This is a genomic window from Vogesella urethralis, from assembly GCF_007644045.2.
Lineage (GTDB): Bacteria > Pseudomonadota > Gammaproteobacteria > Burkholderiales > Chromobacteriaceae > Vogesella > Vogesella urethralis.
Genome location: NZ_VMDW02000090.1, coordinates 37,027 through 61,292, shown reverse-complemented (window position 1 = coordinate 61,292; position 24,266 = coordinate 37,027). Strand labels below are relative to the sequence as shown.

25 protein-coding genes are annotated in these 24,266 nt (G+C 62.9%); 2 read left to right on the top strand and 23 right to left on the bottom strand.

Annotation, left to right across the window (positions count from 1 at the left end; all coding sequences use genetic code 11):
* Positions 1-5 precede the first annotated feature (5 nt).
* From FLQ03_RS10665 to tig, 6 genes are all read right to left on the bottom strand, one after another.
* A complete protein-coding gene (locus tag FLQ03_RS10665) occupies positions 6-1,835 on the bottom strand; it encodes a SurA N-terminal domain-containing protein (protein WP_144372173.1) in 1,830 nt (609 codons plus the stop codon).
* A gap of 136 nt (positions 1,836-1,971) precedes the next feature.
* Positions 1,972-2,241 carry an HU family DNA-binding protein gene (locus tag FLQ03_RS10660; RefSeq protein ID WP_144372172.1) on the bottom strand — a complete coding sequence of 90 codons (270 nt, stop codon included), beginning with the start codon at positions 2,239-2,241 and terminating at the stop codon, positions 1,972-1,974.
* Between the two features lie 174 nt (positions 2,242-2,415).
* Positions 2,416-4,830: an endopeptidase La gene (lon, locus tag FLQ03_RS10655; protein ID WP_144372171.1), complete on the bottom strand. Its 2,415-nt coding sequence runs from the start codon at positions 4,828-4,830 to the stop codon at positions 2,416-2,418.
* 148 nt (positions 4,831-4,978) lie between these two features.
* Complete coding sequence (clpX, locus tag FLQ03_RS10650) at positions 4,979-6,268, bottom strand: ATP-dependent Clp protease ATP-binding subunit ClpX (RefSeq protein ID WP_144372170.1); 1,290 nt, start codon at positions 6,266-6,268, stop codon at positions 4,979-4,981.
* A 17-nt stretch (positions 6,269-6,285) separates the two neighbouring features.
* Entirely contained in the window at positions 6,286-6,918 is a 633-nt protein-coding gene (clpP, locus tag FLQ03_RS10645; RefSeq protein ID WP_144372169.1) for an ATP-dependent Clp endopeptidase proteolytic subunit ClpP, read from the bottom strand.
* A 27-nt stretch (positions 6,919-6,945) separates the two neighbouring features.
* Positions 6,946-8,247 (bottom strand): trigger factor, encoded by a 1,302-nt coding sequence (gene tig / locus FLQ03_RS10640; RefSeq protein ID WP_144372168.1) that lies wholly within the window; start codon positions 8,245-8,247, stop codon positions 6,946-6,948.
* A gap of 356 nt (positions 8,248-8,603) precedes the next feature.
* Here tig and moaC point away from each other — a divergent pair, with 356 nt between their 5' ends.
* Together moaC and FLQ03_RS10630 are read left to right on the top strand one after the other, a co-directional pair.
* Positions 8,604-9,104 carry a cyclic pyranopterin monophosphate synthase MoaC gene (gene moaC, locus FLQ03_RS10635; protein ID WP_144372167.1) on the top strand — a complete coding sequence of 167 codons (501 nt, stop codon included), beginning with the start codon at positions 8,604-8,606 and terminating at the stop codon, positions 9,102-9,104.
* Entirely contained in the window at positions 9,101-9,667 is a 567-nt protein-coding gene (locus FLQ03_RS10630; protein WP_144372166.1) for a flavin reductase family protein, read from the top strand. Before moaC ends, FLQ03_RS10630 begins: the two co-directional genes overlap by 4 nt.
* A 67-nt stretch (positions 9,668-9,734) precedes the next feature.
* On the opposite strand, the gene FLQ03_RS10625 is transcribed toward FLQ03_RS10630, so the two are convergent.
* From FLQ03_RS10625 to FLQ03_RS10545, 17 genes are all read right to left on the bottom strand, one after another.
* Positions 9,735-10,349: a 3'-5' exonuclease gene (locus FLQ03_RS10625; RefSeq protein ID WP_144372165.1), complete on the bottom strand. Its 615-nt coding sequence runs from the start codon at positions 10,347-10,349 to the stop codon at positions 9,735-9,737.
* Entirely contained in the window at positions 10,346-10,555 is a 210-nt protein-coding gene (locus tag FLQ03_RS10620; RefSeq protein WP_144372164.1) for a hypothetical protein, read from the bottom strand. Before FLQ03_RS10620 ends, FLQ03_RS10625 begins: the two co-directional genes overlap by 4 nt.
* A gap of 67 nt (positions 10,556-10,622) precedes the next feature.
* Entirely contained in the window at positions 10,623-11,708 is a 1,086-nt protein-coding gene (locus FLQ03_RS10615; protein ID WP_144372163.1) for a DUF3616 domain-containing protein, read from the bottom strand.
* A gap of 18 nt (positions 11,709-11,726) precedes the next feature.
* Positions 11,727-12,068 (bottom strand): 2Fe-2S iron-sulfur cluster-binding protein, encoded by a 342-nt coding sequence (locus FLQ03_RS10610; protein ID WP_144372162.1) that lies wholly within the window; start codon positions 12,066-12,068, stop codon positions 11,727-11,729.
* The gene (locus tag FLQ03_RS10605) at positions 12,065-13,252 is read right to left on the bottom strand and encodes a molybdopterin molybdotransferase MoeA (protein WP_144372161.1); all 1,188 of its coding nucleotides are present in this window, start codon (positions 13,250-13,252) and stop codon (positions 12,065-12,067) included. Before FLQ03_RS10605 ends, FLQ03_RS10610 begins: the two co-directional genes overlap by 4 nt.
* A gap of 70 nt (positions 13,253-13,322) precedes the next feature.
* Positions 13,323-13,532 carry a hypothetical protein gene (locus tag FLQ03_RS10600; protein ID WP_144372160.1) on the bottom strand — a complete coding sequence of 70 codons (210 nt, stop codon included), beginning with the start codon at positions 13,530-13,532 and terminating at the stop codon, positions 13,323-13,325.
* 20 nt (positions 13,533-13,552) lie between these two features.
* The gene (locus tag FLQ03_RS10595; protein ID WP_144372159.1) at positions 13,553-14,035 is read right to left on the bottom strand and encodes a DNA-deoxyinosine glycosylase; all 483 of its coding nucleotides are present in this window, start codon (positions 14,033-14,035) and stop codon (positions 13,553-13,555) included.
* 9 nt (positions 14,036-14,044) lie between these two features.
* Positions 14,045-14,629, bottom strand: a complete 585-nt coding sequence (gene rnhB, locus FLQ03_RS10590; protein WP_206210946.1) for a ribonuclease HII — start codon at positions 14,627-14,629, stop codon at positions 14,045-14,047.
* Positions 14,623-15,792, bottom strand: a complete 1,170-nt coding sequence (gene lpxB, locus FLQ03_RS10585) for a lipid-A-disaccharide synthase (RefSeq protein WP_144372158.1) — start codon at positions 15,790-15,792, stop codon at positions 14,623-14,625. Before lpxB ends, rnhB begins: the two co-directional genes overlap by 7 nt.
* A gap of 3 nt (positions 15,793-15,795) precedes the next feature.
* Complete coding sequence (gene lpxA, locus FLQ03_RS10580) at positions 15,796-16,572, bottom strand: acyl-ACP--UDP-N-acetylglucosamine O-acyltransferase (protein ID WP_144372157.1); 777 nt, start codon at positions 16,570-16,572, stop codon at positions 15,796-15,798.
* 2 nt (positions 16,573-16,574) lie between these two features.
* The gene (gene fabZ, locus FLQ03_RS10575; RefSeq protein ID WP_144372156.1) at positions 16,575-17,042 is read right to left on the bottom strand and encodes a 3-hydroxyacyl-ACP dehydratase FabZ; all 468 of its coding nucleotides are present in this window, start codon (positions 17,040-17,042) and stop codon (positions 16,575-16,577) included.
* Positions 17,039-18,082 carry a UDP-3-O-(3-hydroxymyristoyl)glucosamine N-acyltransferase gene (gene lpxD / locus FLQ03_RS10570; RefSeq protein WP_144372155.1) on the bottom strand — a complete coding sequence of 348 codons (1,044 nt, stop codon included), beginning with the start codon at positions 18,080-18,082 and terminating at the stop codon, positions 17,039-17,041. The genes fabZ and lpxD overlap by 4 nt, the downstream gene beginning before the upstream one ends.
* Positions 18,083-18,146: 64 nt before the next feature.
* Positions 18,147-18,632, bottom strand: a complete 486-nt coding sequence (locus FLQ03_RS10565; RefSeq protein WP_144372154.1) for an OmpH/Skp family outer membrane protein — start codon at positions 18,630-18,632, stop codon at positions 18,147-18,149.
* A 9-nt stretch (positions 18,633-18,641) separates the two neighbouring features.
* Positions 18,642-20,927, bottom strand: a complete 2,286-nt coding sequence (gene bamA / locus FLQ03_RS10560; protein ID WP_144372153.1) for an outer membrane protein assembly factor BamA — start codon at positions 20,925-20,927, stop codon at positions 18,642-18,644.
* A 13-nt stretch (positions 20,928-20,940) separates the two neighbouring features.
* Positions 20,941-22,278: an RIP metalloprotease RseP gene (gene rseP / locus FLQ03_RS10555; RefSeq protein ID WP_144372152.1), complete on the bottom strand. Its 1,338-nt coding sequence runs from the start codon at positions 22,276-22,278 to the stop codon at positions 20,941-20,943.
* Positions 22,275-23,453: a 1-deoxy-D-xylulose-5-phosphate reductoisomerase gene (ispC, locus tag FLQ03_RS10550; protein WP_144372151.1), complete on the bottom strand. Its 1,179-nt coding sequence runs from the start codon at positions 23,451-23,453 to the stop codon at positions 22,275-22,277. Before ispC ends, rseP begins: the two co-directional genes overlap by 4 nt.
* A gap of 7 nt (positions 23,454-23,460) precedes the next feature.
* Entirely contained in the window at positions 23,461-24,264 is an 804-nt protein-coding gene (locus FLQ03_RS10545; protein WP_144372150.1) for a phosphatidate cytidylyltransferase, read from the bottom strand.
* Positions 24,265-24,266: the final 2 nt, after the last annotated feature.

The window sequence follows — 24,266 nt, the reverse complement described above, 5'->3', positions numbered from 1 at the left end:
AGCGCTTACTGTTCTGCCGGTGTCTGGCTGATCACCACCTTGTGCTTCTGGCGCAGCTGCTCCAGATAGGCCGACATCAGGTTGTTGGCCGACATCTCGCCCAGCAGCATACCCAGCTGCGCAGTCTGTTCCGGCGTCAGGCTCTGCGACGGCACTACCTTGTCCACGCTGTACAGCACGTACTCGCCGTTGTCACGCTTGACACCGGTGTAGGCCGGCAGCTGCTTGGGGTTGGCCGCAAACACCGCGCGCAGCTCGGCAACCGGGGTGCCGGCAGCGTCACGACGCGACAGGTTCTTGGCTTCGCCCCAGCTGGCGCTGGTGCCTTTGCCGGCTTTTAGTTCGGCCAGCATGGCTGCGCCACGTTCCGCCGCCAGCTTGGCGCCTTCACGTGCGGTCAGCTCGGTACGGATCTCGGCTTGCACCTCGGCCAGCGCACGCTGGCGCGCCGGCTGGAACTCGGCCACCCGCACCACCACCAGCGTGTTGTTGCCCACGTCTACCGGCTCGCTGTTATGCTTTTTCTTCAGCACGTCGTCGCTGAAGGCAGCCTCCAGCAGCTTGGCATTGCCCAGCAACGGGTCGCCCGCCTTGCCACTACGCGGCACGAAGTCGGATTGCTGCGCCTTGAGGTTCAACGCCGCTTCCACGCCTTTCAGCGAGTCGCCTTGCTGGTAAGCCACGTCGGTCAGCTTTTCTACTGCCGCACGGTAGGCCGCCGCCGCTTTCTGCTTGCGCAGCTTGTCGACAACCGCCGCTTTTTGCGATTCGAAATCGCTGCTCTTCACCGCGTCCAGCTTCAGGATGTGGTAACCGAACTCGGTTTCCACCACCTCGCTGATCTGGCCGGGCTTCATGGCAAACGCCACGCTCTCGAACGGCTTGGTCATCACACCGCGGCCGAAGAAGCCCAGATCACCACCATTGGGGGCCGAGCCCGGGTCTTGCGAGCGGGTCTTGGCCAACTCGGCAAAGCGGGCCGGATTGGCGCGCACTTCCTTCAGCAGCGCATCGGCCTGGGCCTTGACCTTGGCCCTGTCAGCCGCCGGTGCCTTGGCGTCCACGGTCAGCAGGATGTGCGATACCTGGCGCTCTTCGCTGGAAAACTCGCCGGCGTGCTTGTCGTAGTAAGCCTTGGCGTCGGCATCACTCACGCTGATGGCCTGGGCGATGGCGTCTTGCGACAGGGTGACGTACTCCAGTTTGGCCTGGTCAGCGGTTTTGAAGCGCTTCAGGTTGGCGTCGTAGTAGGCCTTCACCATGGCGTCGTCCAGCTTGACGTTGGCCGCGAACTGCTCGGGCTTCAGCACCACGCTGCGCACCTCGCGCACTTCGGATACCAGCGCCGCCATGCGGGCGGCCAGCGTATGCGACACCAGGTTGCCATTGAGGTACGGCGCCACCTGCGCCTGCAGCAGCAGGTCGCGGCTCATCTGCTCCTCGAACGCCTGCGGGCTCATGTAGCGTGCCTGCAGGAATTCGGTATAACGGGCCGCACTGAACTGGCCGTTATCCTGGAACGCCGGAATGGCGGCAATGGCCGTACGCAACTGTTGCGGCGACACGGTCAGATGATTGCCACGCGCCTCGGCCAGCAGCATTTCCTGACGGATCAGGTTTTCCAGCACTGCCTGGCGCGAGGCAGCATTGATCGGCTGCCCTTCCAGCTGACGTTCGACGTCTTTCTGGTAAATCGTGGCACCACCTACCTTGGCCAAGTATGGGTCTTCCACCGCAGCGCTATAGCTGCCGACACCAAAACCGACAAAGGTCAGCGCCACCGCACCAAGGATGACCTTGATGGCGGTATTGTTGTTCTGAACGAAATCAAACATGACGTATCGGGGTCTACCAAAGAAACAAGGTGAACGTTGGCCGTTCACCTTGCTGATTGTCTGGCGCAGCCTTTACGGGGACAGCGCAGAGTGACTGGCACGCTGGTGCCCGGCATTGCTGCCGGGCAGTCGCTGATTACAGCGCGTCTTTCAGCGCCTTGCCGGCGCGGAATTTCGGAGACTTGGCAGCAGCGATGGTAATGGTCTCGCCAGTCTTCGGGTTGCGACCACTACGCTCGGCGCGCTCGCCCACGTAGAAGGTACCAAAGCCTACAACAGTGACGGTGTCGCCAGCCTTCAGCGCTTCGGTAACAGCATCGATCATGCCGTCCAGTGCCTTGCCGGCAGCTGCTTTGGAAATGTCTGCCTTGGCGGCGATAGCGTCAATCAGTTCAGACTTGTTCACGTTAAGTCCCCTTTCGTCGTTCTCGGTGTACGGAGTACTGAATAAAACCGCTAGCTTTATAGCAAGGCCAAAATCCTTGTGTCAAGCGGCTTTCAGCGGGGGTGACCGTGTTTTCACCCCCTCCTGAAAGCTGATGCTAGCGCGGTTTCTTCAGCAAATCAAAACAATGCGTCATTAATGCGTCATCGGCGCGGACTTTGTCGCAACTTCAGCAGCGGCGGGCGTTACAGCCAATTCTGCCTCGGTTAGCGGCTGCGGCTCGCTTTCCAGTGCGTATGACAAAACCTCATCGATCCACTTAACGGGCAGGATTTCGAGCTTGTTTTTGATGTTGGCCGGAATCTCGGCCAAGTCTTTCACGTTGCCCTTCGGAATCAGCGCACGCTTGATGCCACCGCGTTGAGCGGCCAGCAGCTTCTCTTTCAAGCCGCCAATCGGCAGCACTTCGCCGCGCAGCGTGATCTCGCCGGTCATCGCCACATCAGCGCGCACCGGGATGCCGGTGAGCACCGACACCAGCGCCGTGGTCATCGCAATACCGGCCGACGGGCCATCTTTCGGCGTAGCGCCTTCCGGCACGTGGATATGCATGTCGTGCTTCTCGTAGAAGTCCGGCTTGATACCCAGCGTACGCGCACGGCTGCGCACCACGCTCATGGCAGCGGTAATCGACTCCTGCATCACCTCGCCCAGCTGGCCGGTGCGGATGATATTGCCCTTCCCCGGCAAGGCGACCGCCTCGATGGTGAGCAGCTCGCCGCCCACTTCGGTCCAGGCCAAGCCAGTCACCTGACCAATGCGGTTTTCTTCTTCGGCCAAGCCAAAGTCGAAACGGCGCACGCCCAGGTATTTTTCCAGGGTCTTGCTGCTGACCGTGGTCTTGGTCACCTTGTCGCTCTTCTTGCTGCTGTGCGCAGTCACCACCTTGCGGCAGATCTTGGCAATCTCGCGATCCAGGCTACGTACGCCCGCTTCACGGGTGTAGTAGCGCACGATGTCGCGAATGGCCGCCTCTTGCACTACCAGCTCGCCTTCCACCACACCGTTGTTCTTCATCTGCTTGGGCAGCAGGTAGGTGGTGGCGATGTTGACCTTTTCGTCCTCGGTGTAGCCGGCCAGACGGATGATTTCCATACGGTCCAGCAGCGCCGGCGGAATATTCAGCGAGTTGGCGGTAGCCACGAACATCACGTCGGACAGATCGAAATCCACCTCGGCGTAATGGTCGACAAAGGCGTGGTTCTGTTCCGGGTCCAGCACCTCCAGCAGCGCCGCGGACGGGTCGCCACGGAAGTCGGCACCCAGCTTGTCCACTTCGTCCAGCAGGAACAGCGGGTTTTTCACACCCACCTTGGTCATGTTCTGCAGCACCTTGCCCGGCATGGAGCCGATGTAGGTACGACGGTGACCGCGGATCTCGGACTCGTCGCGCACGCCGCCCAGCGCCATACGTACGAACTTGCGACCGGTGGCTCGGGCAATCGACTGCCCCAGCGAGGTCTTGCCCACGCCCGGTGGGCCTACCAGGCACAGGATAGGCGCTTTCAGGCGATCAACGCGCTGCTGCACCGCCAGGTACTCCAGAATGCGCTCCTTGACCTTCTCCAGGCCAAAGTGGTCTTCGTCGAGTACGGTTTCCGCCGCATCGATATCCTTGCTGATCTTGCTCTTTTTCTTCCAGGGCAGATCGATCAGTGTTTCGATGTAGTTGCGCACCACGGTGGCTTCGGCAGACATCGGCGACATCATGCGCAGTTTCTTCAGCTCGGACAGCGCCTTTTCCTTGCCGTCCTTGCTCATGCCGGCGGCCTTGATCTTGCGCTCCAGTTCATCGAGGTCGTTACCTTCCTCGCCTTCACCCAGCTCTTTCTGGATGGCCTTGACCTGCTCGTTCAGGTAGTACTCGCGCTGGCTCTTTTCCATCTGGCGCTTGACGCGGCCACGGATGCGCTTTTCCACCTGCAGGATGTCGATCTCGCTTTCCATCATGGCAAGCAGGTGCTCGATGCGCGCCTTGATGTCGAACATCTCCAGCACTTCCTGCTTGTTTTCCAGACGCAGCGGCAGGTGCACCACCACCGAGTCAGCCAGACGGCCAGCCTTGTCGACGCCGGACAACGAGGACAGCACCTCGGCAGGCACTTTCTTGTTCAGCTTCACGAACTGCTCGAACTGGGCCAGCAGTGCGCGACGCAGCGCCTCCACTTCCGGCGTGTCTTCGCTATCGAAAGGCACCGGATCGATGGTGGCGGTAAAGTATTCTTCGTGATCCTGCACTGCGGCCAACTTGGCACGCTGACGGCCTTCAACCAGCACCTTCACCGTGCCGTCCGGCAGCTTCAGCATCTGCAGGATGCTGGCGATGGTACCGATCTCGTGCAGGTCGTCCGCCTGGGGCTCGTCCTTGTCGGCGGCGCGTTGCGCCACCAGCAGGATCTGCTTGCCCTCTTCCATGGCCTGTTCCAGCGCCTTGATGGATTTGGGTCGGCCCACAAACAGCGGAATCACCATGTGTGGAAACACCACCACGTCACGCAGGGGCAGCAGCGCGAGGGTGGCTTGGTCTTTTAGTTCGGCGGGTTGTGGCATATCACCTAACCTTGCTCTTGGTGGAATTCAGTCTAGTGGCAGATGTGGGCAAATCTGACCATATCAAGCATGCTAAAGCACTTAATAACAGCTGCAAACAAAAACCGCCCTCGCGGGCGGTTTGGCGAACAGGGAACCCGTCCAGCAATCAGGCAGACTTGGCGGCAGCCTCGTCAGCCGGGGCTTCCGGCTGCGCCATGATGAAAGCCGGTTTCTGGCCTTGCTCGATCACTTTTTCGTCTACAACGACCTTGCTGACGCCTTCCAGCGACGGCAGTTCGTACATGGTATCCAGCAGCGAGCGTTCCAGAATGGAACGCAAGCCACGGGCGCCGGTCTTGCGAATCAGCGCCTGCTTGGCAATCACACGCAGCGCCGACGGCAGCACTTCCAGCTCTACCTGCTCCATCGCGAACAGACGCTGGTACTGCTTGATCAGCGCGTTACGCGGCTGGGTCAGGATGCTGACCAGCGCTTCTTCGTCCAGCTCTTCCAGCGTGGTCACTACCGGCAGACGGCCGATCAGCTCGGGGATAAGGCCGAACTTGATCAGGTCTTCCGGCTCTACCTCGCGGAACAGCGTGCTGATCGACTTGCCGTCTTCCTTGGACATCACCTCGGCACCAAAGCCGATACCGCCCTTTTCCGAGCGACGGCGGATGATCTTTTCCAGACCATCAAACGCGCCACCGCAAATGAACAGGATGTTGGTGGTGTCAACCTGGATGAACTCCTGGTTCGGGTGCTTGCGGCCACCTTGCGGCGGTACCGAAGCCACCGTGCCTTCGATCAGCTTCAGCAGTGCCTGCTGCACGCCCTCGCCCGACACGTCGCGGGTGATGGACGGGTTTTCCGACTTGCGGGAAATCTTGTCGATCTCGTCCAGGTACACGATGCCACGCTGTGCTTTTTCTACGTCGTAGTCGCACTTCTGCAGCAGTTTCTGGATGATGTGCTCGACATCTTCGCCCACGTAGCCGGCTTCGGTCAGCGTGGTGGCGTCCGCAATCACGAACGGCACGTCCAGCAGCTTGGCCAGGGTCTGCGCCAGCAGCGTCTTGCCGGAGCCGGTGGGGCCGATCAGCAGGATGTTGCTCTTGGACAGCTCCACGTCGTCCTTGCTGCTAGGGGTGTACAGCCGTTTGTAGTGGTTGTACACCGCCACCGCCAGCGACTTCTTGGCCGGGTCCTGGCCAATGATGTACTGGTCCAGCGTGCTGCGGATTTCCTGCGGCGTCGGCAAGGCAGGCGGTGCGCCCGACTCGGCCTTGTCGCCGATCTTGGCTTCTGTCTCTTCGCGAATGATGTCGCCGCACAGGTCTACACACTCGTTGCAGATGTAGACCTGCGGGCCGGCGATCAGACGCTGCACCTCGTGCTGGCTCTTGCCGCAGAAGGAGCAGTACAGCAGCTTGTCGTTACTGCCTTTGTCTGCCATCAGATAGACGTCCTGAATTAAACAGCCGCATCCAGACGCGAACTCAGCACCTTGTCGATCAGGCCGTATTCACGGCTCTGCTCGGCAGACATAAAGTTGTCGCGTTCGGTATCGGCTTGTACTTGTTCGATGGTCTGGCCGGTATGTTTGGCCAGCAGTTCGTTCATGTGCGCCTTGGTTTTCACCAGTTCGCGGGCATGAATTTCGATATCGGTCACCTGGCCGCTCAGGCCGCCACCGTACAGCAGCGGCTGGTGGATCATCACGCGGCTGTTCGGCAGCGCAAAGCGCTTGCCCTTGGCACCGGCAGACAGCAGGAAAGCACCCATGCTGGCAGCCTGGCCAATGCACAGGGTGGAGACATCCGGCTTGATGAAGTTCATCGTGTCGTAGATCGACATGCCGGCGGTAATGGAACCGCCAGGCGAGTTGATGTACAGGTAGATGTCCTTGTCCGGATTCTCCGACTCCAGGAACAGCAGCTGTGCTACCACCAGATTGGCCGACTCGTCGGTAACGGGGCCTACCAGGAACACGATACGCTCCTTCAGCAGGCGCGAGAAAATGTCGTAGGCGCGTTCGCCACGGCCACTTTGCTCCACCACCATGGGCACCAGGCCCAGACCTTGCGGTTCAAACATCGATTTCATCGACCTCTCCGGTTGCAGTGATACAGATCAGGCGTTGTTGCCCATCAGGGTTTCGAAGGAAACATCCTTCTGTACAACATTGGCGCGACCCAGCACAAATTCAACCACATTATCTTCCAGCACCATCGAAGTCGGGCCTTCCAGGCGGCCGGCTTCAGCGTAGTACCAGTCGATCACGTCTTGCGGCTGCTCGTAGCTTTCGGCGAACTCTTCCACCAGGGCTTTTACTTGCTCCGGCTTGGCTTCCAGCTGGTTGGCTTCTACCACTTGCGCCAGGATCAGGCCCAGAGCCACGCGGCGCTCGGCTTGCTTGGTGAACAGGTCAGCCGGCAGCGGCATGTCTTGCAGCTTCATGCCGCGCTGTTGCAGGTCTTGACGAGCCTGGTCCATCAGACGGCCCACTTCCAGGTCTACCAGCGCTTTCGGCAGGTCGATCGGGGTCACGTCGATCAGGGCTTGCATCACGTTTTCTTTCACCTGGGCGGACAGGCGGCGTTTCACTTCACGCTCAACGTTCTTGCGGATTTCAGCGCGCATCTTGGCCACGTCACCGTCGGCAATACCCAGCAGCTTGGCGAATTCTTCGTTCACTTCCGGCAGTTCGGCAGCCGCTACGTTTTTCACGGTGATCTCGAACACGGCAGTTTTGCCAGCCACGTCCTGACCATGATAATCAGCCGGGAAGTTCACTTCCACGGTCTTGGTTTCGCCTTCTTTGGCGCCGATGATGCCGGCTTCGAATTCCGGCAGCATCTGGCCCTGACCCAGCATGAACGGGAAGTTCTCGCTGCTGCCGCCTTCGAAGGCTACGCCGTCGATGGTGCCTTTGAAGTCGATGATCACGCGGTCGCCGTTGGCAGCTTCGCGCTCAACACGGTTGAAACGGGTGCGTTGCTTGCGCAGGATGTCGACAGTCTTGTCGATTTCAGCGTCGGTCACTTCGGTGTTCGGCTTTTCGATTTCCTTGCCGGCCAGTTCGCCGATCACGATCTCCGGGTATACCTCGAAGGAAGCGGAGAACTTGAAGGTCTCGGCATCGCCTTCGGCCGGTTCGAAACGCGGGTAGCCGGCTACGCGCAGCTTCTGCTCAACGGCAGCCTTGTAGAAGCTCTGCTGAACTTGCTCGCCCAGCACTTCTTCACGCACTTGGGCGCCGTAGTTGGCTTCGATGATCTTGGCCGGAGCCTTGCCCGGGCGGAAACCCTGGATCTTGGCGGTGCGCGCTACGCGCTTCAGGCGGTCGGCCACTTGGGCGTCGATAGCAGCCAGCGGCAGTGCAATGCTCATGCGACGCTCCAGGCCGCTCAGCGTTTCCAGTTGTACTTGCATGTCCAATCCTTAGATTCAAAAGGTGTGGGGTTGTAGCCAGAAGCGGGAAAGCCATCGGGTAAACCGCGATGCTTGGGGAATCTTGCAGATTTTGCTTTCCAGCGCCATGAAATATGTATTGTCGAGCTGCGTGTCAGCCCGCAAAACGGGCCAAGGCAGGCGGCCAAAGCAAAGGGCGAGTATAGCACGCAGTGTCGAATTGAACAGTCCACGATGCCGTTGCCCTGTCCTGCCCGCCAGCTGGTTCGCACCGCCCCCCATCAAATCAGGCGCTTGCCCCACTACGCCGCCCGGCCGATTGCGGCCAACCTTGCCCCGCGTTATCGTAGGCCACCCTCACATCATGATCATTACGCATGAGCACCCTCACCCACTTTGACGCCAGCGGCCAGGCCCATATGGTCGACGTCGGCAGCAAGGCCGAAACCCGCCGTGTGGCAGTTGCCAGCGGCCATATCAGCATGCACGCCGACACCTACGCGCTGCTGCAAGCCGGCAACAGCAAGAAAGGCGACGTACTGGGCATTGCCCGTATCGCCGCCATCCAGGGCAGCAAGCGCACCGCCGACCTGATTCCACTGTGCCACCCGCTGGCGCTCAGCCACGTGGCGGTGGATTTCCGCTACCAGGACGACGCCTGCCGCCTGCACCTCACTGTGACTGCCGAAACGGTTGGCCGCACCGGTGTGGAAATGGAAGCACTCAGCGCCGTCATGGCCGGCCTGCTGACCGTGTACGACATGCTGAAAGCCGTCGACCGCGGCATGACTATCGCCGGCGTGCGGCTGCTGGAAAAACAGGGCGGCAAGAGCGGCCACTGGCGTGCCGATGCCGAAGACGCGGAGGTGGCGCCATGAGCACCCTGCAAGCCGTGCCGCTCGACAAAGTCTACCGCCTGCTGAATCACGGCCCGACCGTACTGGTGAGCAGCGCCCACGACGGGCACCACAACGTGATGGCCGCCGCCTGGGCCATGCCACTGGATTTCGACCCGCCGAAAATCCTGGTGGTGATCGACAAGGCCACCCATACCCGCAAGCTGATGGAAGCCTCCGGCGAGTTTGCGCTGAACGTGCCCGGCCGCGACCAGGCCCACGCGGTGGTCGCCGCCGGCAGCGCCAGTGGCGCCGACTGCGACAAGTTTGCCGCCAGCGAGCTGCAACCCATGCCGGCGCAGCGCATCGGCGCGCCGCTGGTCGCCGGCTGCAGCGCCTACCTGGAATGCCGCATCATCCAGGAACCGCACAACCAGCAACAGTACGACCTGTTTATCGCCGAGGTGGTCGCCGCCCAGGCCGACAGCCGCGTCTTCAGCGACGGCCGCTGGCACTTCGACGGGCACGACGGCCTGCGCAGCTTGCACCACGTGGCCGGCGGTGCCTTCTTCGTCAGCGGAGAGATGGTCAGCGGCCAACCCTGAACCGCCTCGCCAGACGCAACAAACCCCGCCGTGGCGGGGTTTGTTTTTGAACGTTTGGCGCGACAGCTCAGGCCGTGGCCACCTGCTGCAGGTACTGCGCCACCTTGGCGGCGGGTACTTTCTGCAGCTTGCACAGCAAATCGTGACCGGGTTGGCGCACGCCATGACGCTGCTGCAAGGTGTGCTGCAGATAGTGCCACAGGTTGGCCGCCATTTCGGCATCGGCCAGCGCGCGGTGCGTCCGGCCGGTGGCTGGCAGGCCCGCCCAGCGCGTCAGCGTGCCAAGCTTGTGATCCGGCGCCTGCGGCAACAGCCGGCGAGACAGCAGCAGTGTGCAGGCAAACGCCTGCTTGCGCTGCAGGCCCAGCAAACCCAGCTCGTAGTCCCAGAACTTACTATCGAAGCTGGCGTTGTGCGCCACCAGCGGCGCACTGCCGACAAAACGCGCCGCCTCGGCCATCACCTGCGCAGCCGGCGGCGCCGCCTGCAGCATGGCATTGCTGATGCCGGTAAGCTGCTGGATCATCGGCGGCACCCACACGCCGGCGTTCATCAGGCTCTGGTAGCGGTCCACCACCTCGCCTGCTTCCAGCAGCACGATACCGATTTCGGTAGCCCGCCCCTGCGGCCCCGGCGCCACGCCGGTGGTTTCAAAGTCGATAACGGCCAGCCGCTGGCTCATGCCAGCGCCTGCTTGGCGGCCTCGGCCGGGCTGAGGCCATCGTAGAACATGTCGGTATACCACTCGGCCTGCTCTTCGATGTGGTCTTGCGCTTCCGCCTCGGTGGCGCCGGCGGCGACCAGGTGGGCTTCTACCTCGGTGCACCAGGCCAGCAGGGCCAGGGTTTCATCGTCCAGCTCGTCGATGTCGTTCTTTTTGCGCGACATGGGGTTTCCTTTGCTTGCTTCGTCATTGAACAGCCGCGCATTGTACGCAGCTTTGCCGTGTCGCGCGCTAGCGCGTCATCACATCACCGTACACCACTCCGGGCTGCGGCTTGCGCTTGGCAGACGGCGCGTCGTACAGCACCAGCCAGGCCAGCTCGCCCAGCCAGTGCGCCGGCATGGCGCACAACGCCTCGGCCCGATCCACCCCCTTGCCGTGCGGCAGCGCCAGGTGCTCGTGCACGCCGTCCCACCACAAGGCAGCCGCTTCGCCTGCTGCCACACCGGCCAGCAAGCCGCGTGCGCCCTGCCAGCGGAACACGCGCACGGCACCGTCCAGCACCATGGTCGGCCCGGCCAGCAGCATCAGGTCGTCGCCATCCAGGTACAAGTCGCGCACGCCCAGCCCCGCCAATGGCAGGAAGTGCTTGCGGTACAGCAGGCCACTGTCGTCCAGCGGCTGCAGGCGCAATTCGCCCTTGTGCTCGGCCACCCGCACTTCCAGCAGGCAACTCCAGCCGCGCAACACCGGGCCACGCAAGCCCAGCAGCAGGCGGCCATCTACTGCCGCCAGACCTTCCACGTCAAAACCGTTGTCCTTGCCGGGAATGGCCATGAACGGCGCCAGCTGTGGATCGTCGGCCAGCAAGGCCGTGAGCTCGTTGTGCTTTTTCTTGCCCTTGAGTATGGCAGCCGAGCGTCCGTCTGCCGTGCTTTTCTGCAGCGAAAATACGCCGTCGCCGTCGTCTTGCAGCGGGATGCGCACCAGCAGGCAGCGGTTGCCGTCGTGACTGACGGTGGCCAGCCGCTTCAGGTTGGCCGCAGCATCGCGTTCCGGCCTCGGCGCCTTGCGCTTCAGCCCGTGCGAGCCTACCAGCCACAGATAGCCATCGGCCACCGCCAGGCCTTCCAGGTCGGCTTCGATGTCGGCGCTATCCGGCAGGTCGAGGTAATCGGCCAGCGGGTAATGGCCATCGGCCACGAAGTGCAAGCCCTCGGCATGGCGATCGCGCAGCAGGCGGTCCAGGCCGCAGGCTTCGTCGCCGGCCACCCACAAGGTATCGCCGATGGCCACCGCGCCGGACAGGTTGTCGTGCACCAGTTGCGCGCTATCCAGCGCCAGACTTACCGCATTGACAGCAAGTTTCTTCGGCATCGTGCTCTCCTTTCGCCCTCAGTCAGCCGGCAAGCTGACACACCAAGGCGTGTCTTCCACAGATAAATGACAAGCCAGCCGCACGGTAGCCGGCGCATCCGGCCACTGCTCGCTGGCAGCGGCGGCCGCATCGCACAAGCCGGCGCGCAGCAGCACATTGCGTTCCTTGCGGCCAACCTGCACCAGCCGCGGCTGCCCCGAATGACGGATGCGCACCGCACAAGTACCACACGTGCCCTGACCGCAGCGCCAATGCAAGGGCACGTCGTGAAAGCGCGCCACGTCGATCAGCACGTCACCGGCGCTGGCCTCCACCTCGGCCAGCAGTTGGCCGCCACGCTCGAAACGCAGCAGCGTCACAGCGTGTACACCGGCAGCAACTCGCCCGCCGTTACCGCCTGGCCGGGCTGCAGCCGCACCAGACCATCGGCCCAGGCGCACGAGGTCAACACGCCGGACCCCTGGTTCGGATAGCGCTGCAGCAGCAGCCGGCCATCCTGCTGCACCACACGCACGCGCAGGAACTCTTCGCGCCGGGTGTCGGGCTTGCTCCAGTCAAAACCGGCCGGCAGCCAGTACTGCGGCTGCCACGCGGGCACCACCTCGCCCTGGCGCGCGCGCAGGAAGTCGCGCACCAGCACCGCAAAAGTGACATAACCGGACACCGGGTTGCCCGGCAGGCCGATGAAGTCGGCGTCGCCGATACGGCCGCTGGCCAGCGGCTTGCCGGGCTTGATGGCGATTTTCCACAGCTGCAGCTCGCCCTCGGCTTCCACAGCCGCCTTGACGTGGTCTTCCTCACCCACCGACACGCCACCGCAGGTCATCACCACGTCGGCGACTGCCGCTGCTTCGCGCAGCGCCTGACGCGTGGCAGCCAGGTTGTCGGCGATGATGCCCAGGTCCAGCACCTCGCACCCCAGCGCCTGCAGCGCCGGCACCAGCCAGTAACGGTTGGAGTTGTAGATTTTGCCCGGCGCCGCCGGCTGCCCGGGCTCCAGCAGCTCGTCACCGGTAAAGAACACCGCCACCCGCAAGCGGGCGTGCACGCTGAGCGTTGCCGCCCCGATCGACGCGGCCAAGCCCAGGTCGGCATCGCGCAGGCGCTGGCCTGCGGCCAACACCGTCTGGCCATCGGCAATGTCCTCGCCACGGCGGCGGATGTTCTGGCCGGCACTGACCGTCGCCGTGAACACCACGCTGCCGTCGGCCTGCAGCTCGGCCTGCTCCTGCATCACCACCGCATCGGCACCCAGCGGCACCGGCGCGCCGGTGAAAATGCGCGCGGCCGTGCCGGCGTCGAGTGGCGCGGGCATACTGCCCGCCGGAATGCGCTGACTGACCGGCAAGGCCGCCCCCGCCTCCGCCGCCCGCACGGCGTAGCCATCCATCGCGCTGTTATCGTGCGGTGGCACCGCCAGCGTGGACACCAGATCGCTGGCCAGCACGCGGCCAGCGGCTTGCAACAGGGGAAGGGTTTCAGTACGGGCCGGCACGCGGGCGCGTGCCAGTAGCCAGTCGCGGGTTTGCTCGACGGTTTGCATGGCAGGGACAGGCACAAAAAATGAAAGCCGCATCTTCTCACAGACGCGGCTGACAGGTAAGGCAAACGGCTCAAGCGGCGGCAGGGTTGGCCGCCAGCGGCGGGTCCTCGAAGCGCTTCCAGTCGGTAATGTGGATGCGGGACAACTGCAAGCTGCTGGCCAGGCGCCGCTCGATGTCTTCCAGCACGTGATGGTTATGGATGGTGCCGGCCAGCGTGATCTCGGCGTGGCGGCTGACGGGATGGTCGGGCGTGACAAACCAGATGCAGTAACGATTCATGACAGACACCAGAAATTGGCCTAATCACAGTATCGGCCCAATGCCTGCCATTCTTGAAGTTTTTTATCGAACGCCAGCGTATGCGCCGGGCTGCTGGACGGCAGCACCAACACCGGCACCCCGCTGGAGGCCAACTGTGGCGCCGCCTTGCCCGCCGTCTGGCCGTTGAATGCCACCACGCGCAGCGCCGGCAAGCTGGCCACCAGCTCGGCCAGCGGGTTGGCGCGCGCGTCGCGGATGGCGCTATCGAGGCTGCCACGGCGCGAGGCCTCGGCCACCACGTCCCACAGCCCAACACCGTGCTGCTGCATGGCAGCCAGCCGCTGCAGGTACGGCATGTCCGCCAGCGGCACCGCCAGCACCGCGCCCAGCAGGCGCCAGAACTGGTTGCGCGGGTGGGCATAGTACTGCGCCGCCGCCAGCGAGGCGTCGCCAGGCAGCGAGCCCAGAATCAGGATGCGGGTATCGGCGTCTACCACCGGGGCAAAGCTGGCTTTGCGCATGCGGCCAACCTAGAACAGGCTGCCCTGCTGCGCCGCCAGCTGCAGCCGCACCGGGCCGAAGCTGCGGCGGTGCTCGGCCAGCGCACCGTGCTCGGCCAGTGCCTTCAGGTGCTCGGCGGTGGGGTAGCCTTTGTGACGGGCAAAACCGTACTGCGGGTGGATGGCGTCCAGCGCGATCATTTCGGCGTCGCGCGCGGTCTTGGCCAGGATGGATGCAGCGGAAATCTCTTGCACCTTGGCGTCGCCCTTGACGATGGCCTCGGCCGGCACCAGCAGCTGCTTGGGCACCTTGTTGCCGTCGATCAGCGCCTTGTCCGGCAACACTTGCAAGCCGGCCACCGCGCGCGACATCGCCAGCATGGTGGCCTGGAAGATATTGAGCTGGTCGATTTCCTGCGCGCTGGCGCTGGCAATGCACCACGCCAGCGCCTGCTCGCGGATCAGCGGCGCCAGCGCCTCGCGCCGGGCTTCGCTGAGCTTTTTGGAGTCGGCCAGGCCGGCGATGGGCCGCGCCGGGTCCAGAATGACGGCCGCGGCAAACACCGAGCCGATCAGCGGGCCACGGCCCGCTTCGTCTACACCACAGATCAGCATCGTGCCACTTTCAGGATGGCCTCGGCCGCCAGCCTGGCGGAATCGGCCTTCAGGCTGAGGTGCAGCTCGGTAAAGGTGTCGACGATGTCCTGCCGGCTGGCCTGGTTGTCGTAGAGCTCGGCTACCGCCGCGGTGAGTTTTTCCACCGTAGCGTCTTTCTGCAGCAGCTCGGGCACCACAAAGCGCTTGGCCAGGATATTGGGCAAGCCCACATACGGCAGCTTGAGCTTGCGCTTTACCAGCTGGTAGGTCAGCCACGACAGCTTGTAGCTGATCACCATCGGCCGCTTGGTCAGCGCCACTTCCAGCGTAGCGGTGCCGCTGGTGACCAGCACCACGTCGGCAGCGATCATCGCCATCTGGGCGTGGCCAAACAGTTTGCGGATGGGCAGATCCCACGCCTTGTGCCGGGTCAGCAGCTGGTCGAACTGGTCCAGGGTTGGCCGCGTGGCCAGCGGCACCAGAAACTGCGCGTCCGGGTAGCGCGCCAGCAGCTGCCGCGCCACCTCGATATACAGGCCGCCCATGAATTCCAGCTCGCTCTTGCGGCTGCCGGGCATCAGCGCAAACACCGGCGCCTGCCGCGGCAGGCTCAGTTGCTCGCGCATGGCAGCGCGGTCCGGCTGCAACGGGATTTCGCTGGCCAGCGGGTGGCCGACAAACGTGGCCGGCACGCCGGCCGCGTCGTACAGCGGTTTTTCCATCGGAAACAGGCACAGCACCTGATCGGCGCTGTCGCCGATCTTCACCACCCGCTCCGGCCGCCACGCCCACACCGACGGGCTGACGTAATGCACGGTGCGCAAGCCGGCCTGCTTCAGCCATTTTTCCAGCGCCAGGTTGAAATCTGGCGCATCGATGCCGATGAACACGTCCGGCTTTTCCGCCAGCAGCGTGTCGCGCAGCGTGCGGCGGATGCGCAGCAGCTCGGGCAGGCGCGACAGCACCTCCACGTAGCCGCGTACCGCCAGCCGCTCTTGCGGCACCTGGCTGGTGAAGCCGCGCGCCAGCATGCGCGGGCCGCCGATGCCGGCAAACTCGACATCGGGGTGCGCCGCTTTCAGCGCGTCCATCAGGTGCGCGCCCAGCAAGTCGCCCGAGGCCTCGCCGGCGACCATGGCCACCTTCAGGGCACCCGGGCGGGTAAACAGCCGCTCCGCCATGGCTTAACGGATGATGCCGCGGTTGGCCGCAGCAAAGAAGCGGACGAAGGCGTCCAGCTCGGTCTTGCCTGCGGCGGCTTCGGTTTCGATCTCGGCACGGGCCTCGTCAAAGCCCAGGCCCTTGCGGTACAGCGACTTGTAGGCGTTACGCACGGTACGGATCTGTTCCGCGCTGAAACCGCGACGCTTCAGGCCTTCGGCATTGATGCCGGCCGGCACCGCACGGTTGCCGTGTGCCATCACGTACGGCGGCACGTCTTGCGCCACGGCGCTGGAGAAGGCGGTCATCGCGTGGTCGCCGATGTGGCAGAACTGGTGCACGCTGGTAAAGCCGCCCAGGATCACCCAGTCGCCCACATGCACGTGGCCGCCCAGCGTGGCGTTGTTGGCGAAGATGGTGTTGTCGCCGATCTGGCAGTCGTGGCCCAGATGCACGTAGGCCATGATCCAGTTGTTGTTGCCCAGACGGGTGACGCCCACGTCTTGCGCGGTACCGATGTTGAAGGTGCAGAACTCGCGGATGGTGTTGCCGTCGCCGATTTCCAGGCGCGTCGGCTCGCCGGCGTATTTTTTATCCTGCGGAATGGCGCCCAGCGAGCAAAACTGGAAGATGCGGTTGTTCTTGCCGATGGTGGTATGCCCCTCGATCACCACGTGGGGGCCCACCCAGGTGCCGCTGCCGATGCTGACATTGGCACCGATGATGCTGTAGGCGCCGATTTCGACGTCGTCAGCAATCTGCGCGCCATCGGCAATGATGGCGGTGGGATGAATGGCCATGGTTATACCTCGCGTTTGGCACACATGATTTGCGCTTCACAGGCCACCTGGCCGTCTACCAGCGCACGGGCGTTGTACTTGGCAATGCCGCGCTTCATGGTCAGCTGCTCCACTTCCAGCGTCAGCTGGTCGCCCGGCACCACCTGGCGCTTGAAGCGGGCGTTGTCGATACCGACGAAGAAGTACAGTTCGTTTTCCGGGCGCTCGCCTTCGCTGCGGATCGACAGGATGCCGGCCGCCTGCGCCAGCGCCTCGATGATCAGCACGCCCGGCATCACCGGGTATTGCTCGAAGTGGCCCATGAAGAACGGCTCGTTAACGGTCACGTTCTTGATGGCCTTGATGCGCTCGTTGGTCACGAACTCGGTGACGCGGTCCACCAGCAGGAACGGGTAGCGGTGCGGCAGGTAACGCATGATCTCGCGTACGTCGATGGATACGGCAGCAGCGTTGCTCACGGCTTCAGTCATGGTTGGGAGTCCTTATTGTCCTGCGCTTGTTGCAGCGCTTTTTCAAGTTGTTTGACACGGGTAACCAGCTCGTCCAGATGGCGCAGGTGCGCCGCGTTGGACAGCCATTCCTTGTGGGTGGCCATCGGGTACACCGCGGTGTACGCGTCGGCCTTGCGGATGGATTTGGAAATCAGGGTACCGGCGCCCACGTGGGTACCGTCGGCAATATCCAGGTGGCCGATGATGCGGGCGGCGCCGCCAATGGTACAGCGGGCGCCGATGCGGGTACTGCCGGCCACGGCGGCACAGCCGGCCATGGCGGTATGGTCGCCCACATGCACGTTGTGCGCCAGCTGGATCTGGTTATCCAGCTTCACGTCGTTGCCGATCACGGTATCTTTCAGCGCGCCGCGGTCGATGGTGGTATTGGCGCCGACTTCCACGTCGTCGCCGATCACCACCACGCCGGTTTGCGGAATCTTGAACCAGCCATCGCCGGCCCAGGCCAGGCCAAAGCCGTCGGCGCCGATGACGGCACCCGCATGCAGGATGACGCGATCGCCCAGGCGGCAGCCGTGGTAAATGGTGACATTGGGGTAGATGCGGGCATCGTCGCCGATGGTGACACCATCGCCGATCACCACCCCGGGGTGCAGGATGCAGCGCTGGCCAAGGGTAACGTTGCGGCCGATGCTGACCATCTCGCGTACTTCGCAGCCCTCGCCCAGCACGCTGCCCTCGCCCACCACGGCGCGCGGGTGGATACCGGCCTGCGCGGCCGGCGGCGGCGTCAGCAAGGTGGCTACGCGGGCAAAGTACAGGTACGGGTCCGGCGTCAGGATCAGGCTGCGGCCAACCTTGGCTGCTGCTTCGGCCAGCGCCGGCTTGACGATGACGGCGCCAGCGGCCGTGCTGTCCAGCTGGCTGCGGTATTTGGGGTTGGCCAGAAAGGTCAGCTGAGCCGGCCCGGCTTCTTCCATGCTGGCAAGGCGATCGACGTCGATATCGTTGCCCTGCAGCTCGCCGCCCAGGGCGGCCACGATGTGCGATAGTTTCATGACAGTTAGCAAAGACGAAGCCGACGTAACGTCGGCTTCGGTTGATCAAGATGCCGGCAAACGGCTATTTACCCAGCTCTTTCAATACCTTGTCGGTGATGTCCAGCGTGCGGCTGACATAGACCACATCCTGCAGGATCAGGTCGTACTGCTCGCGCTCTGCCATCTGGCGGATCACCCGGTTGGCACGCTCCTGCACCGCAGCAAACTCTTCGTTACGGCGCTGGTTCAGGTCGTCGCGGAAATCACGGGCCTTGGCCTGATACTCACGGTCGACCGACTCTAGCTCGCGCTCCATCTGGCGACGCTCGGGGCTGGGGGTCTTGTTCTTGGCCAGCAAGCCTTCCAGTTCCTTGCCGCGTGCCGCCAGCTTTTTCAGCTCCGCCTCGCGGGTGGCAAACTCGCGCTCCAGCTTTTTCTGGGCATTCAAAGCCGGCTGCGCTTCGCGATAGACACGCTCGGTATTGACGTAGCCGATTTTGACTTCCGCAGCGGCAACACTGAACGATAGCAGGGCCAGCGGCAGTAACAGCAGGTTTCTGGTTGACATGAGCCGTCCTTAGAACACTTGACCAATGGTGAACTGGAAGCGTTGCAGCTGGTCGCCCGATTTCTTCTTCAGCGGCACACCATAGCTGAACTTCAGCGGGCCAATCGGCGACACCCAGGTCAGCGACATACCGGCCGAATAACGCAAACCGCTTGAGGCCGTGACCGAAGCATCTTTCGGGTCCCACAACGTACCGGCATCAAAGAACAGGCTGGTACGCAAACTGCGATTATCACGCATGCCCGGGAACGGGAACAGCAACTCGGCCGAGGTTGTCGCCTTGCGGGTACCACCCAGTGCATCTCCGTTGGTGTCCAGCGGGCCCATACTGCCGTTTTCGTAACCACGCACCGAGCCCAGACCACCCAGATAGTAGTTCTGGAAGAACGGTACACGGCTGGTACGGCCGTAACCGTTGACGAAGCCGATGTCACCGCTGACAGCCAGCGTGTAGGTCTTGCTCAGCGGCCAGAACCATTGCTGACTATGCGACATGCGATAGTACTGGATATCGCCACCCGGCAAGCCAGCGTCCAGCGACACCCCCATGGTGTAGCCAGTGGTTGGCCATACCGCGCTGTCACGGGTGTCACGCGACCAGCCTGCAGATGCCAGCAGCGTCATGTTGGAACGGCCGTACTGGTTAACGAAATCCTTGTAACGCTGCGGACTGTCGCTGAACAGCGTGATCTTGGTGTTTTCGGCACCAAAGCTGTAATTGATACGGTCGTACTCGGTCACTGGCACGCCAAAGCGCACGGCACCGCCGAAGGTATTGGTCTTGTACTTGTTGGTGTCCGTCGAGGCCGGGTTGTACACACGGCGGTAAAGGTCGTAGCCCACGCTGACGCCGTCCACGGTGTAGTACGGGTCGGTAAACGACACGGTAGCCGACTTGGAGGTCTTGCCATTGGAAAAGCCTACCGACAGCGACTTGCCTGAACCCAGCACGTTGGCTTGCGAAACGGAACCGCTCAGCTGCAGGCCATCGCCTTGCGCATAGCCGATACCGGCGTTGATGGAACCGGTAGCGCGCTCTTTGACGGTAATATTCATGTCCACCTGATCCGCCGTATCGGCAACTGCCGGCGTATCGATATTGACCGTTTCAAAGTAGCCCAGCAACTCCAGGCGCTCCTTGCTGCGCTTGATGGCCGCACCGTTGTACTGGGCGCTTTCCAGCTGACGCAGCTCGCGACGGATCACTTCGTCTCGGGTACGGGTGTTGCCAGCCACATTGACGCGACGCACGGTCGTCAGGCGGCCCGGATCCACAAAGAACGTCAGGCTGACGGTTTGTTTGTCCTTGTCGATCTCCGGTACCGGGTTGACGCTGACAAAGGCGTAGCCATCGGCTTCCAGGCGTTCGGAAACGGCCTTGATCGAGTTATTGATGTCTTCCCGGTTGAACAGCGCACCCTGCTTGACCGTAATCAGCTTGCGCAGCTCTTCTTGCGGGACGCGCAGATCACCTGCCAGACGGATATCGGCAATCTTGTACTGCTTGCCCTCTACCAGGTTCAGCGTCACAAACATGTCCTGTTTGTCGGCGCTGATCGCCACCTGGGTGGACTCGATATTGAACTCGGCATAGCCCTGGTTCAGATAGAAGGCGCGGATTTTTTCCAGGTCGGCAGACAGCTGCTGCTTGGAGTAGCGGTCGGAGCGCGACAACCAGGTCATGAAACCGCTTGGCGTCAGCGACATCTCTTCCAGCAGCGTGTCCTCGCTGAATGCCTTGTTGCCGACGATACGGATATCGCTGATCTTGGCGGTTACACCTTCCACGATATCCAGCGTCACCGCCACGCGGTTACGTTCCAGGCGGGTAATCTGGGTCTGGATCTCGGCAGAATACTTGCCCTTGCTGAAATACTGGCGCTTCAGCTCTTGCACAGCTTGGTCCAGCAAGCCTTGGTCAAAAATGCGCGACTCGGCCAAGCCGTTATCTTTCATCGCCTTGATCAGCTGCTCTTTCGGAAACTCCTTGCTGCCGTTGACCTGCAGCTGGGCGATGACCGGCCGCTCGCTCACCGACAAAACCAGCACATCGCCGTCGGATTCGACACGAACATCGTTGAAAAAGCCGGTGCCGTACAAGGCCTTGATGATATCGGGCGCGCGCTGCGGGTCGAAGGTGTCACCCACTTTCAGCGGCAAGTAGTTGAAGACGGTACCCGGTTCGGTACGCTGCAACCCTTCAACACGGATGTCCTTGATGACGAAAGCGTCAGCGGCCCAGGCCGGCGACAGGAAAGCAGCGGCAACGGCCGCAGCAAGTAAACGTTTGTTCATGTTTGTTATGATCCTAGCCGGCCAGCAACCGGGCGAAGTCATTGAACAGGGCCAGCATCATGACCATCAAAATGAAAGCCATCCCCAGACGCTGACCGACTTCGTATACGCGATCAGGAAGCGGTCGCCCCCTGAGCCATTCCGCCACATGATACAGCAAGTGCCCGCCATCCAGCATCGGCACAGGCAGCAGATTGAATACCCCTAGACTGACACTGATCAGTGCCATGAATTCCAGCAGCGCCACCCAGCCAGCGTCCGCACTCTTGCCGGCATACTCTGCAATCGTCAGCGGGCCGCTCAAGGCGTCCAGCGAGACACCGCCAGTCACCATGGCACCGAGCGTTCCGAGCGTATGCCATGACAGGTCGCGCGTACGGGCCAGCGCAGCGGCCATTGCTTCGGCAAACGGCACCTGCACGCGCTGCGTCAAGCTTGCCAGCCAGGGTTTGTCGATGGCGGGCGCTGCGCCAATGCGGCCAACACTACCACCGTCCTGCACCACCACATCGGGGCGCAAAGACAGTTGCAGAGGCTTGCCATTACGCAGTACAGACACGGTGAACTGCTCACCAGGATGATTGTGCACCCACTGCACCCAAGCTTCCCAGCTTGCCAGCGGTTTGCCATTGACAGCCAACAACCGGTCCCCGGCCTTCAGCCCTGCACGCGCCGCTGCGCCACCCGGCTGCACCGCGGCAATTTCGGGTAAATAACGCGCCGGCAAGACACCCAGCTTGCCCATGGTCGCCTGATCGAACTTTTCCAGGCCAAAGCCAGCCAGGTCAAAACGGGCCGTCAGTGCTTGTTGCTGGCGCTGCAAGGCCAGCTCCAGCCGGCCGTCGTTGACGATGGCCATGCCCATCGCCTCGCGCGCCTCGCCCCAGTCGGCGACGCGTTGGCCGTTAACAGCCACGATGCGATCGCCCGGCTTGACGCCAGCCGCCGCCGCGGCGGTTTGCGCGGCCACCGTGCCTACCAGCGGCTGCAGCCGGGTTTGCTCGCCGCTCATGGTGACGGAAAACAGCCCCACTGCCAGCAGCAGATTGGCCAGCGGCCCAGCCAGCACGATGATCATGCGCTGCCATACCGGGCGCTGGTTAAAGGCGCGGGGCCGGTCGGCCGGAGCCACCGGCGCCTCGCGCTCGTCCAGCATGCGCACAAAACCGCCCAGCGGAATCCATGCCAGCCGCCACTCGGTATCACCGATGGTGCGTGCCCATAGCGGCTTGCCGAAACCGATGGAAAAAGTGAGCACCTTGACGCCACACAGCCTGGCCGCCAGGAAGTGGCCAAACTCGTGAAAGGTGACCAGCACGCCGATCACCAGCAGGAAGGACAGCACCGTCATGCTGCCACCCACTCCGTCACCAGCGCCCGCGTGGCGGCATCTTTGGCCAGCAGGCTATCAAGATCCGCACTGAGCGCCAGATCCATCCGTGACAGCGCGCGCTCGATCAGTTGCGGAATCTGCAGGAAGCCGATGCGACCGGAGAGAAAGCTGGCAACGGCCACTTCGTTGGCCGCATTCAGCACTGCCGAGGCGTCGCCACCGGTACGCAGGCTATCAAATGCCAGTCGCAGGCACGGAAAGCGCTGCAGGTCGGGTGCTTCGAAGGTCAGGCTGCCCAGCGTCAGGAAATCCAGCGCCTGCACTGGGGCGGCAATGCGCTGCGGCCAGGCCATGGCGTAGGCGATCGGCGTGCGCATGTCGGGCGACCCCAGTTGCGCCATGATGGAACCGTCGTGGTAACGCACCATGGAGTGGATAACACTTTGCGGGTGCACTACCACCTTGATTTGCTCGGCCGGCGTATTGAACAGCCAGCGCGCCTCGATCACCTCCAGCCCCTTGTTCATCAGGCTGGCAGAGTCTACCGAAATCTTGCGCCCCATTACCCAGTTCGGGTGCTTGCAGGCATCGTCCGCCGTGACATGTTGCAACTGTTCGAGGCTATGGTGCCGGAACGGGCCACCCGACGCCGTCAGGATCAGTTCCACCACCCCGGCCGCGGCCAGATCGCCGTCAAAACCGGCCGGCAGCGACTGGAACAGCGCATTGTGCTCGCTATCCACCGGCAGCAAGGTGGCGCCGCTCTCGCGCACGGTGCGCATAAACAGGTCGCCAGCAACCACCAGCGATTCCTTATTGGCCAGCAGGATACGCTTGCCGGCCGCCGCGGCTGCCAAGGTTGGCCGCAGACCAGCCGCGCCGACGATGGCGGCCATCACCATGTCCACCTCGGCAGCGCAGGCAATATCACTCAGCGCGGCCTCGCCGGCCAGCACTTCGGTGTCGGCGCCTGCGGCGGCCAACTGCTGCTGCAAGCTGGCCGCCGCCGCCGCATCCACCAGCACTGCGTAGCGCGGACGATGCTGCAGGCATTGCTGCAGCAGTTTGTCGACCTGGCTGTGGGCAGCCAGGGCAAACACCCGGTAGCGATCCGGGTGCATGGCCACCACATCCAGCGTATTGCTGCCGATGCTACCGGTGGCGCCGAGTACAGTTATGTATTGAATAGTCATGCAAATCTCAAGCAAGCAGCAAACGCAGTGCGTGCGATACCGCCAGCACGGCGATCAGGCTATCGATGCGATCGTAGACGCCGCCGTGGCCAGGCAACAGATTGCTGCTGTCCTTGATGCCGGCACTGCGCTTGAACCAGGACTCGAGCAGGTCCCCTACCACGCTGACCACAGTCAGGCCCAGCGCCAGCGGCAGCAGCAGTACCAGCGGCAGCGGGATGTTCAGCCAGCCCAGATCATTCACCAGCCACACGTAAGCCGCCACGCCGATGACGGCACCGACGACACCTTCCCAGCTTTTACCCGGGCTGATGGCCGGTGCCAGCTTGTGTTTGCCGAACGCTTTGCCGGCAAAGTAGGCCGCCACGTCGGCCACCCATACCAGGCCCATCACCGCCAGCAGCTGCTTGCCGCTAACCGCCGAACTGTCCGGGTGCCAGGCCAGAAAAGCAAACCACGCCGGAAACATCAGCAACCAGCCCAGCACCATAGCCGGCATGCCCCCCGGAATGGCCCAGCGCTTGCGCAGCCACAGCGGTGCCAGTACCAGCCAGACCAGCAGCGAAATGGCCATCATGGTGCCATCCGGCACGAAACCGCTGAACCAGGCGGCCGCGGCCAACAGCGTGCTACCCCCCAGATACAGCCATTGCTGCATGCCACGGATGGCGGCCATGCGGGCGTACTCCCACATGGCAAGCACGATGATCAGCCAGGAAAAGGCCGCCCAGGCAGCGGGCGGAAAAAAGAACAGCGCGGCCAGCATCAAAGGAAGCAGGACCAGCGCCGTGATGATACGGGTCTTGAGCATGA

Excerpts from the sequence above, each read along its gene's own strand:
- FLQ03_RS10665 (WP_144372173.1), bottom strand. The coding sequence starts at position 1,835 with ATGTTTGATTTCGTTCAGAACAACAATACCGCCATCAAGGTCATCCTT.
- lon (WP_144372171.1), bottom strand. The coding sequence starts at position 4,830 with ATGCCACAACCCGCCGAACTAAAAGACCAAGCCACCCTCGCGCTGCTG.
- clpX (WP_144372170.1), bottom strand. The coding sequence starts at position 6,268 with ATGGCAGACAAAGGCAGTAACGACAAGCTGCTGTACTGCTCCTTCTGC.
- clpP (WP_144372169.1), bottom strand. The coding sequence starts at position 6,918 with ATGAAATCGATGTTTGAACCGCAAGGTCTGGGCCTGGTGCCCATGGTG.
- tig (WP_144372168.1), bottom strand. The coding sequence starts at position 8,247 with ATGCAAGTACAACTGGAAACGCTGAGCGGCCTGGAGCGTCGCATGAGC.
- moaC (WP_144372167.1), top strand. The coding sequence starts at position 8,604 with ATGAGCACCCTCACCCACTTTGACGCCAGCGGCCAGGCCCATATGGTC.
- FLQ03_RS10630 (WP_144372166.1), top strand. The coding sequence starts at position 9,101 with ATGAGCACCCTGCAAGCCGTGCCGCTCGACAAAGTCTACCGCCTGCTG.
- FLQ03_RS10625 (WP_144372165.1), bottom strand. The coding sequence starts at position 10,349 with ATGAGCCAGCGGCTGGCCGTTATCGACTTTGAAACCACCGGCGTGGCG.
- FLQ03_RS10620 (WP_144372164.1), bottom strand. The coding sequence starts at position 10,555 with ATGTCGCGCAAAAAGAACGACATCGACGAGCTGGACGATGAAACCCTG.
- FLQ03_RS10615 (WP_144372163.1), bottom strand. The coding sequence starts at position 11,708 with ATGCCGAAGAAACTTGCTGTCAATGCGGTAAGTCTGGCGCTGGATAGC.
- FLQ03_RS10605 (WP_144372161.1), bottom strand. The coding sequence starts at position 13,252 with ATGCAAACCGTCGAGCAAACCCGCGACTGGCTACTGGCACGCGCCCGC.
- FLQ03_RS10600 (WP_144372160.1), bottom strand. The coding sequence starts at position 13,532 with ATGAATCGTTACTGCATCTGGTTTGTCACGCCCGACCATCCCGTCAGC.
- FLQ03_RS10595 (WP_144372159.1), bottom strand. The coding sequence starts at position 14,035 with ATGCGCAAAGCCAGCTTTGCCCCGGTGGTAGACGCCGATACCCGCATC.
- rnhB (WP_206210946.1), bottom strand. The coding sequence starts at position 14,629 with ATGCTGATCTGTGGTGTAGACGAAGCGGGCCGTGGCCCGCTGATCGGC.
- lpxB (WP_144372158.1), bottom strand. The coding sequence starts at position 15,792 with ATGGCGGAGCGGCTGTTTACCCGCCCGGGTGCCCTGAAGGTGGCCATG.
- lpxA (WP_144372157.1), bottom strand. The coding sequence starts at position 16,572 with ATGGCCATTCATCCCACCGCCATCATTGCCGATGGCGCGCAGATTGCT.
- fabZ (WP_144372156.1), bottom strand. The coding sequence starts at position 17,042 with ATGACTGAAGCCGTGAGCAACGCTGCTGCCGTATCCATCGACGTACGC.
- lpxD (WP_144372155.1), bottom strand. The coding sequence starts at position 18,082 with ATGAAACTATCGCACATCGTGGCCGCCCTGGGCGGCGAGCTGCAGGGC.
- FLQ03_RS10565 (WP_144372154.1), bottom strand. The coding sequence starts at position 18,632 with ATGTCAACCAGAAACCTGCTGTTACTGCCGCTGGCCCTGCTATCGTTC.
- bamA (WP_144372153.1), bottom strand. The coding sequence starts at position 20,927 with ATGAACAAACGTTTACTTGCTGCGGCCGTTGCCGCTGCTTTCCTGTCG.
- rseP (WP_144372152.1), bottom strand. The coding sequence starts at position 22,278 with ATGACGGTGCTGTCCTTCCTGCTGGTGATCGGCGTGCTGGTCACCTTT.
- ispC (WP_144372151.1), bottom strand. The coding sequence starts at position 23,453 with ATGACTATTCAATACATAACTGTACTCGGCGCCACCGGTAGCATCGGC.
- FLQ03_RS10545 (WP_144372150.1), bottom strand. The coding sequence starts at position 24,264 with ATGCTCAAGACCCGTATCATCACGGCGCTGGTCCTGCTTCCTTTGATG.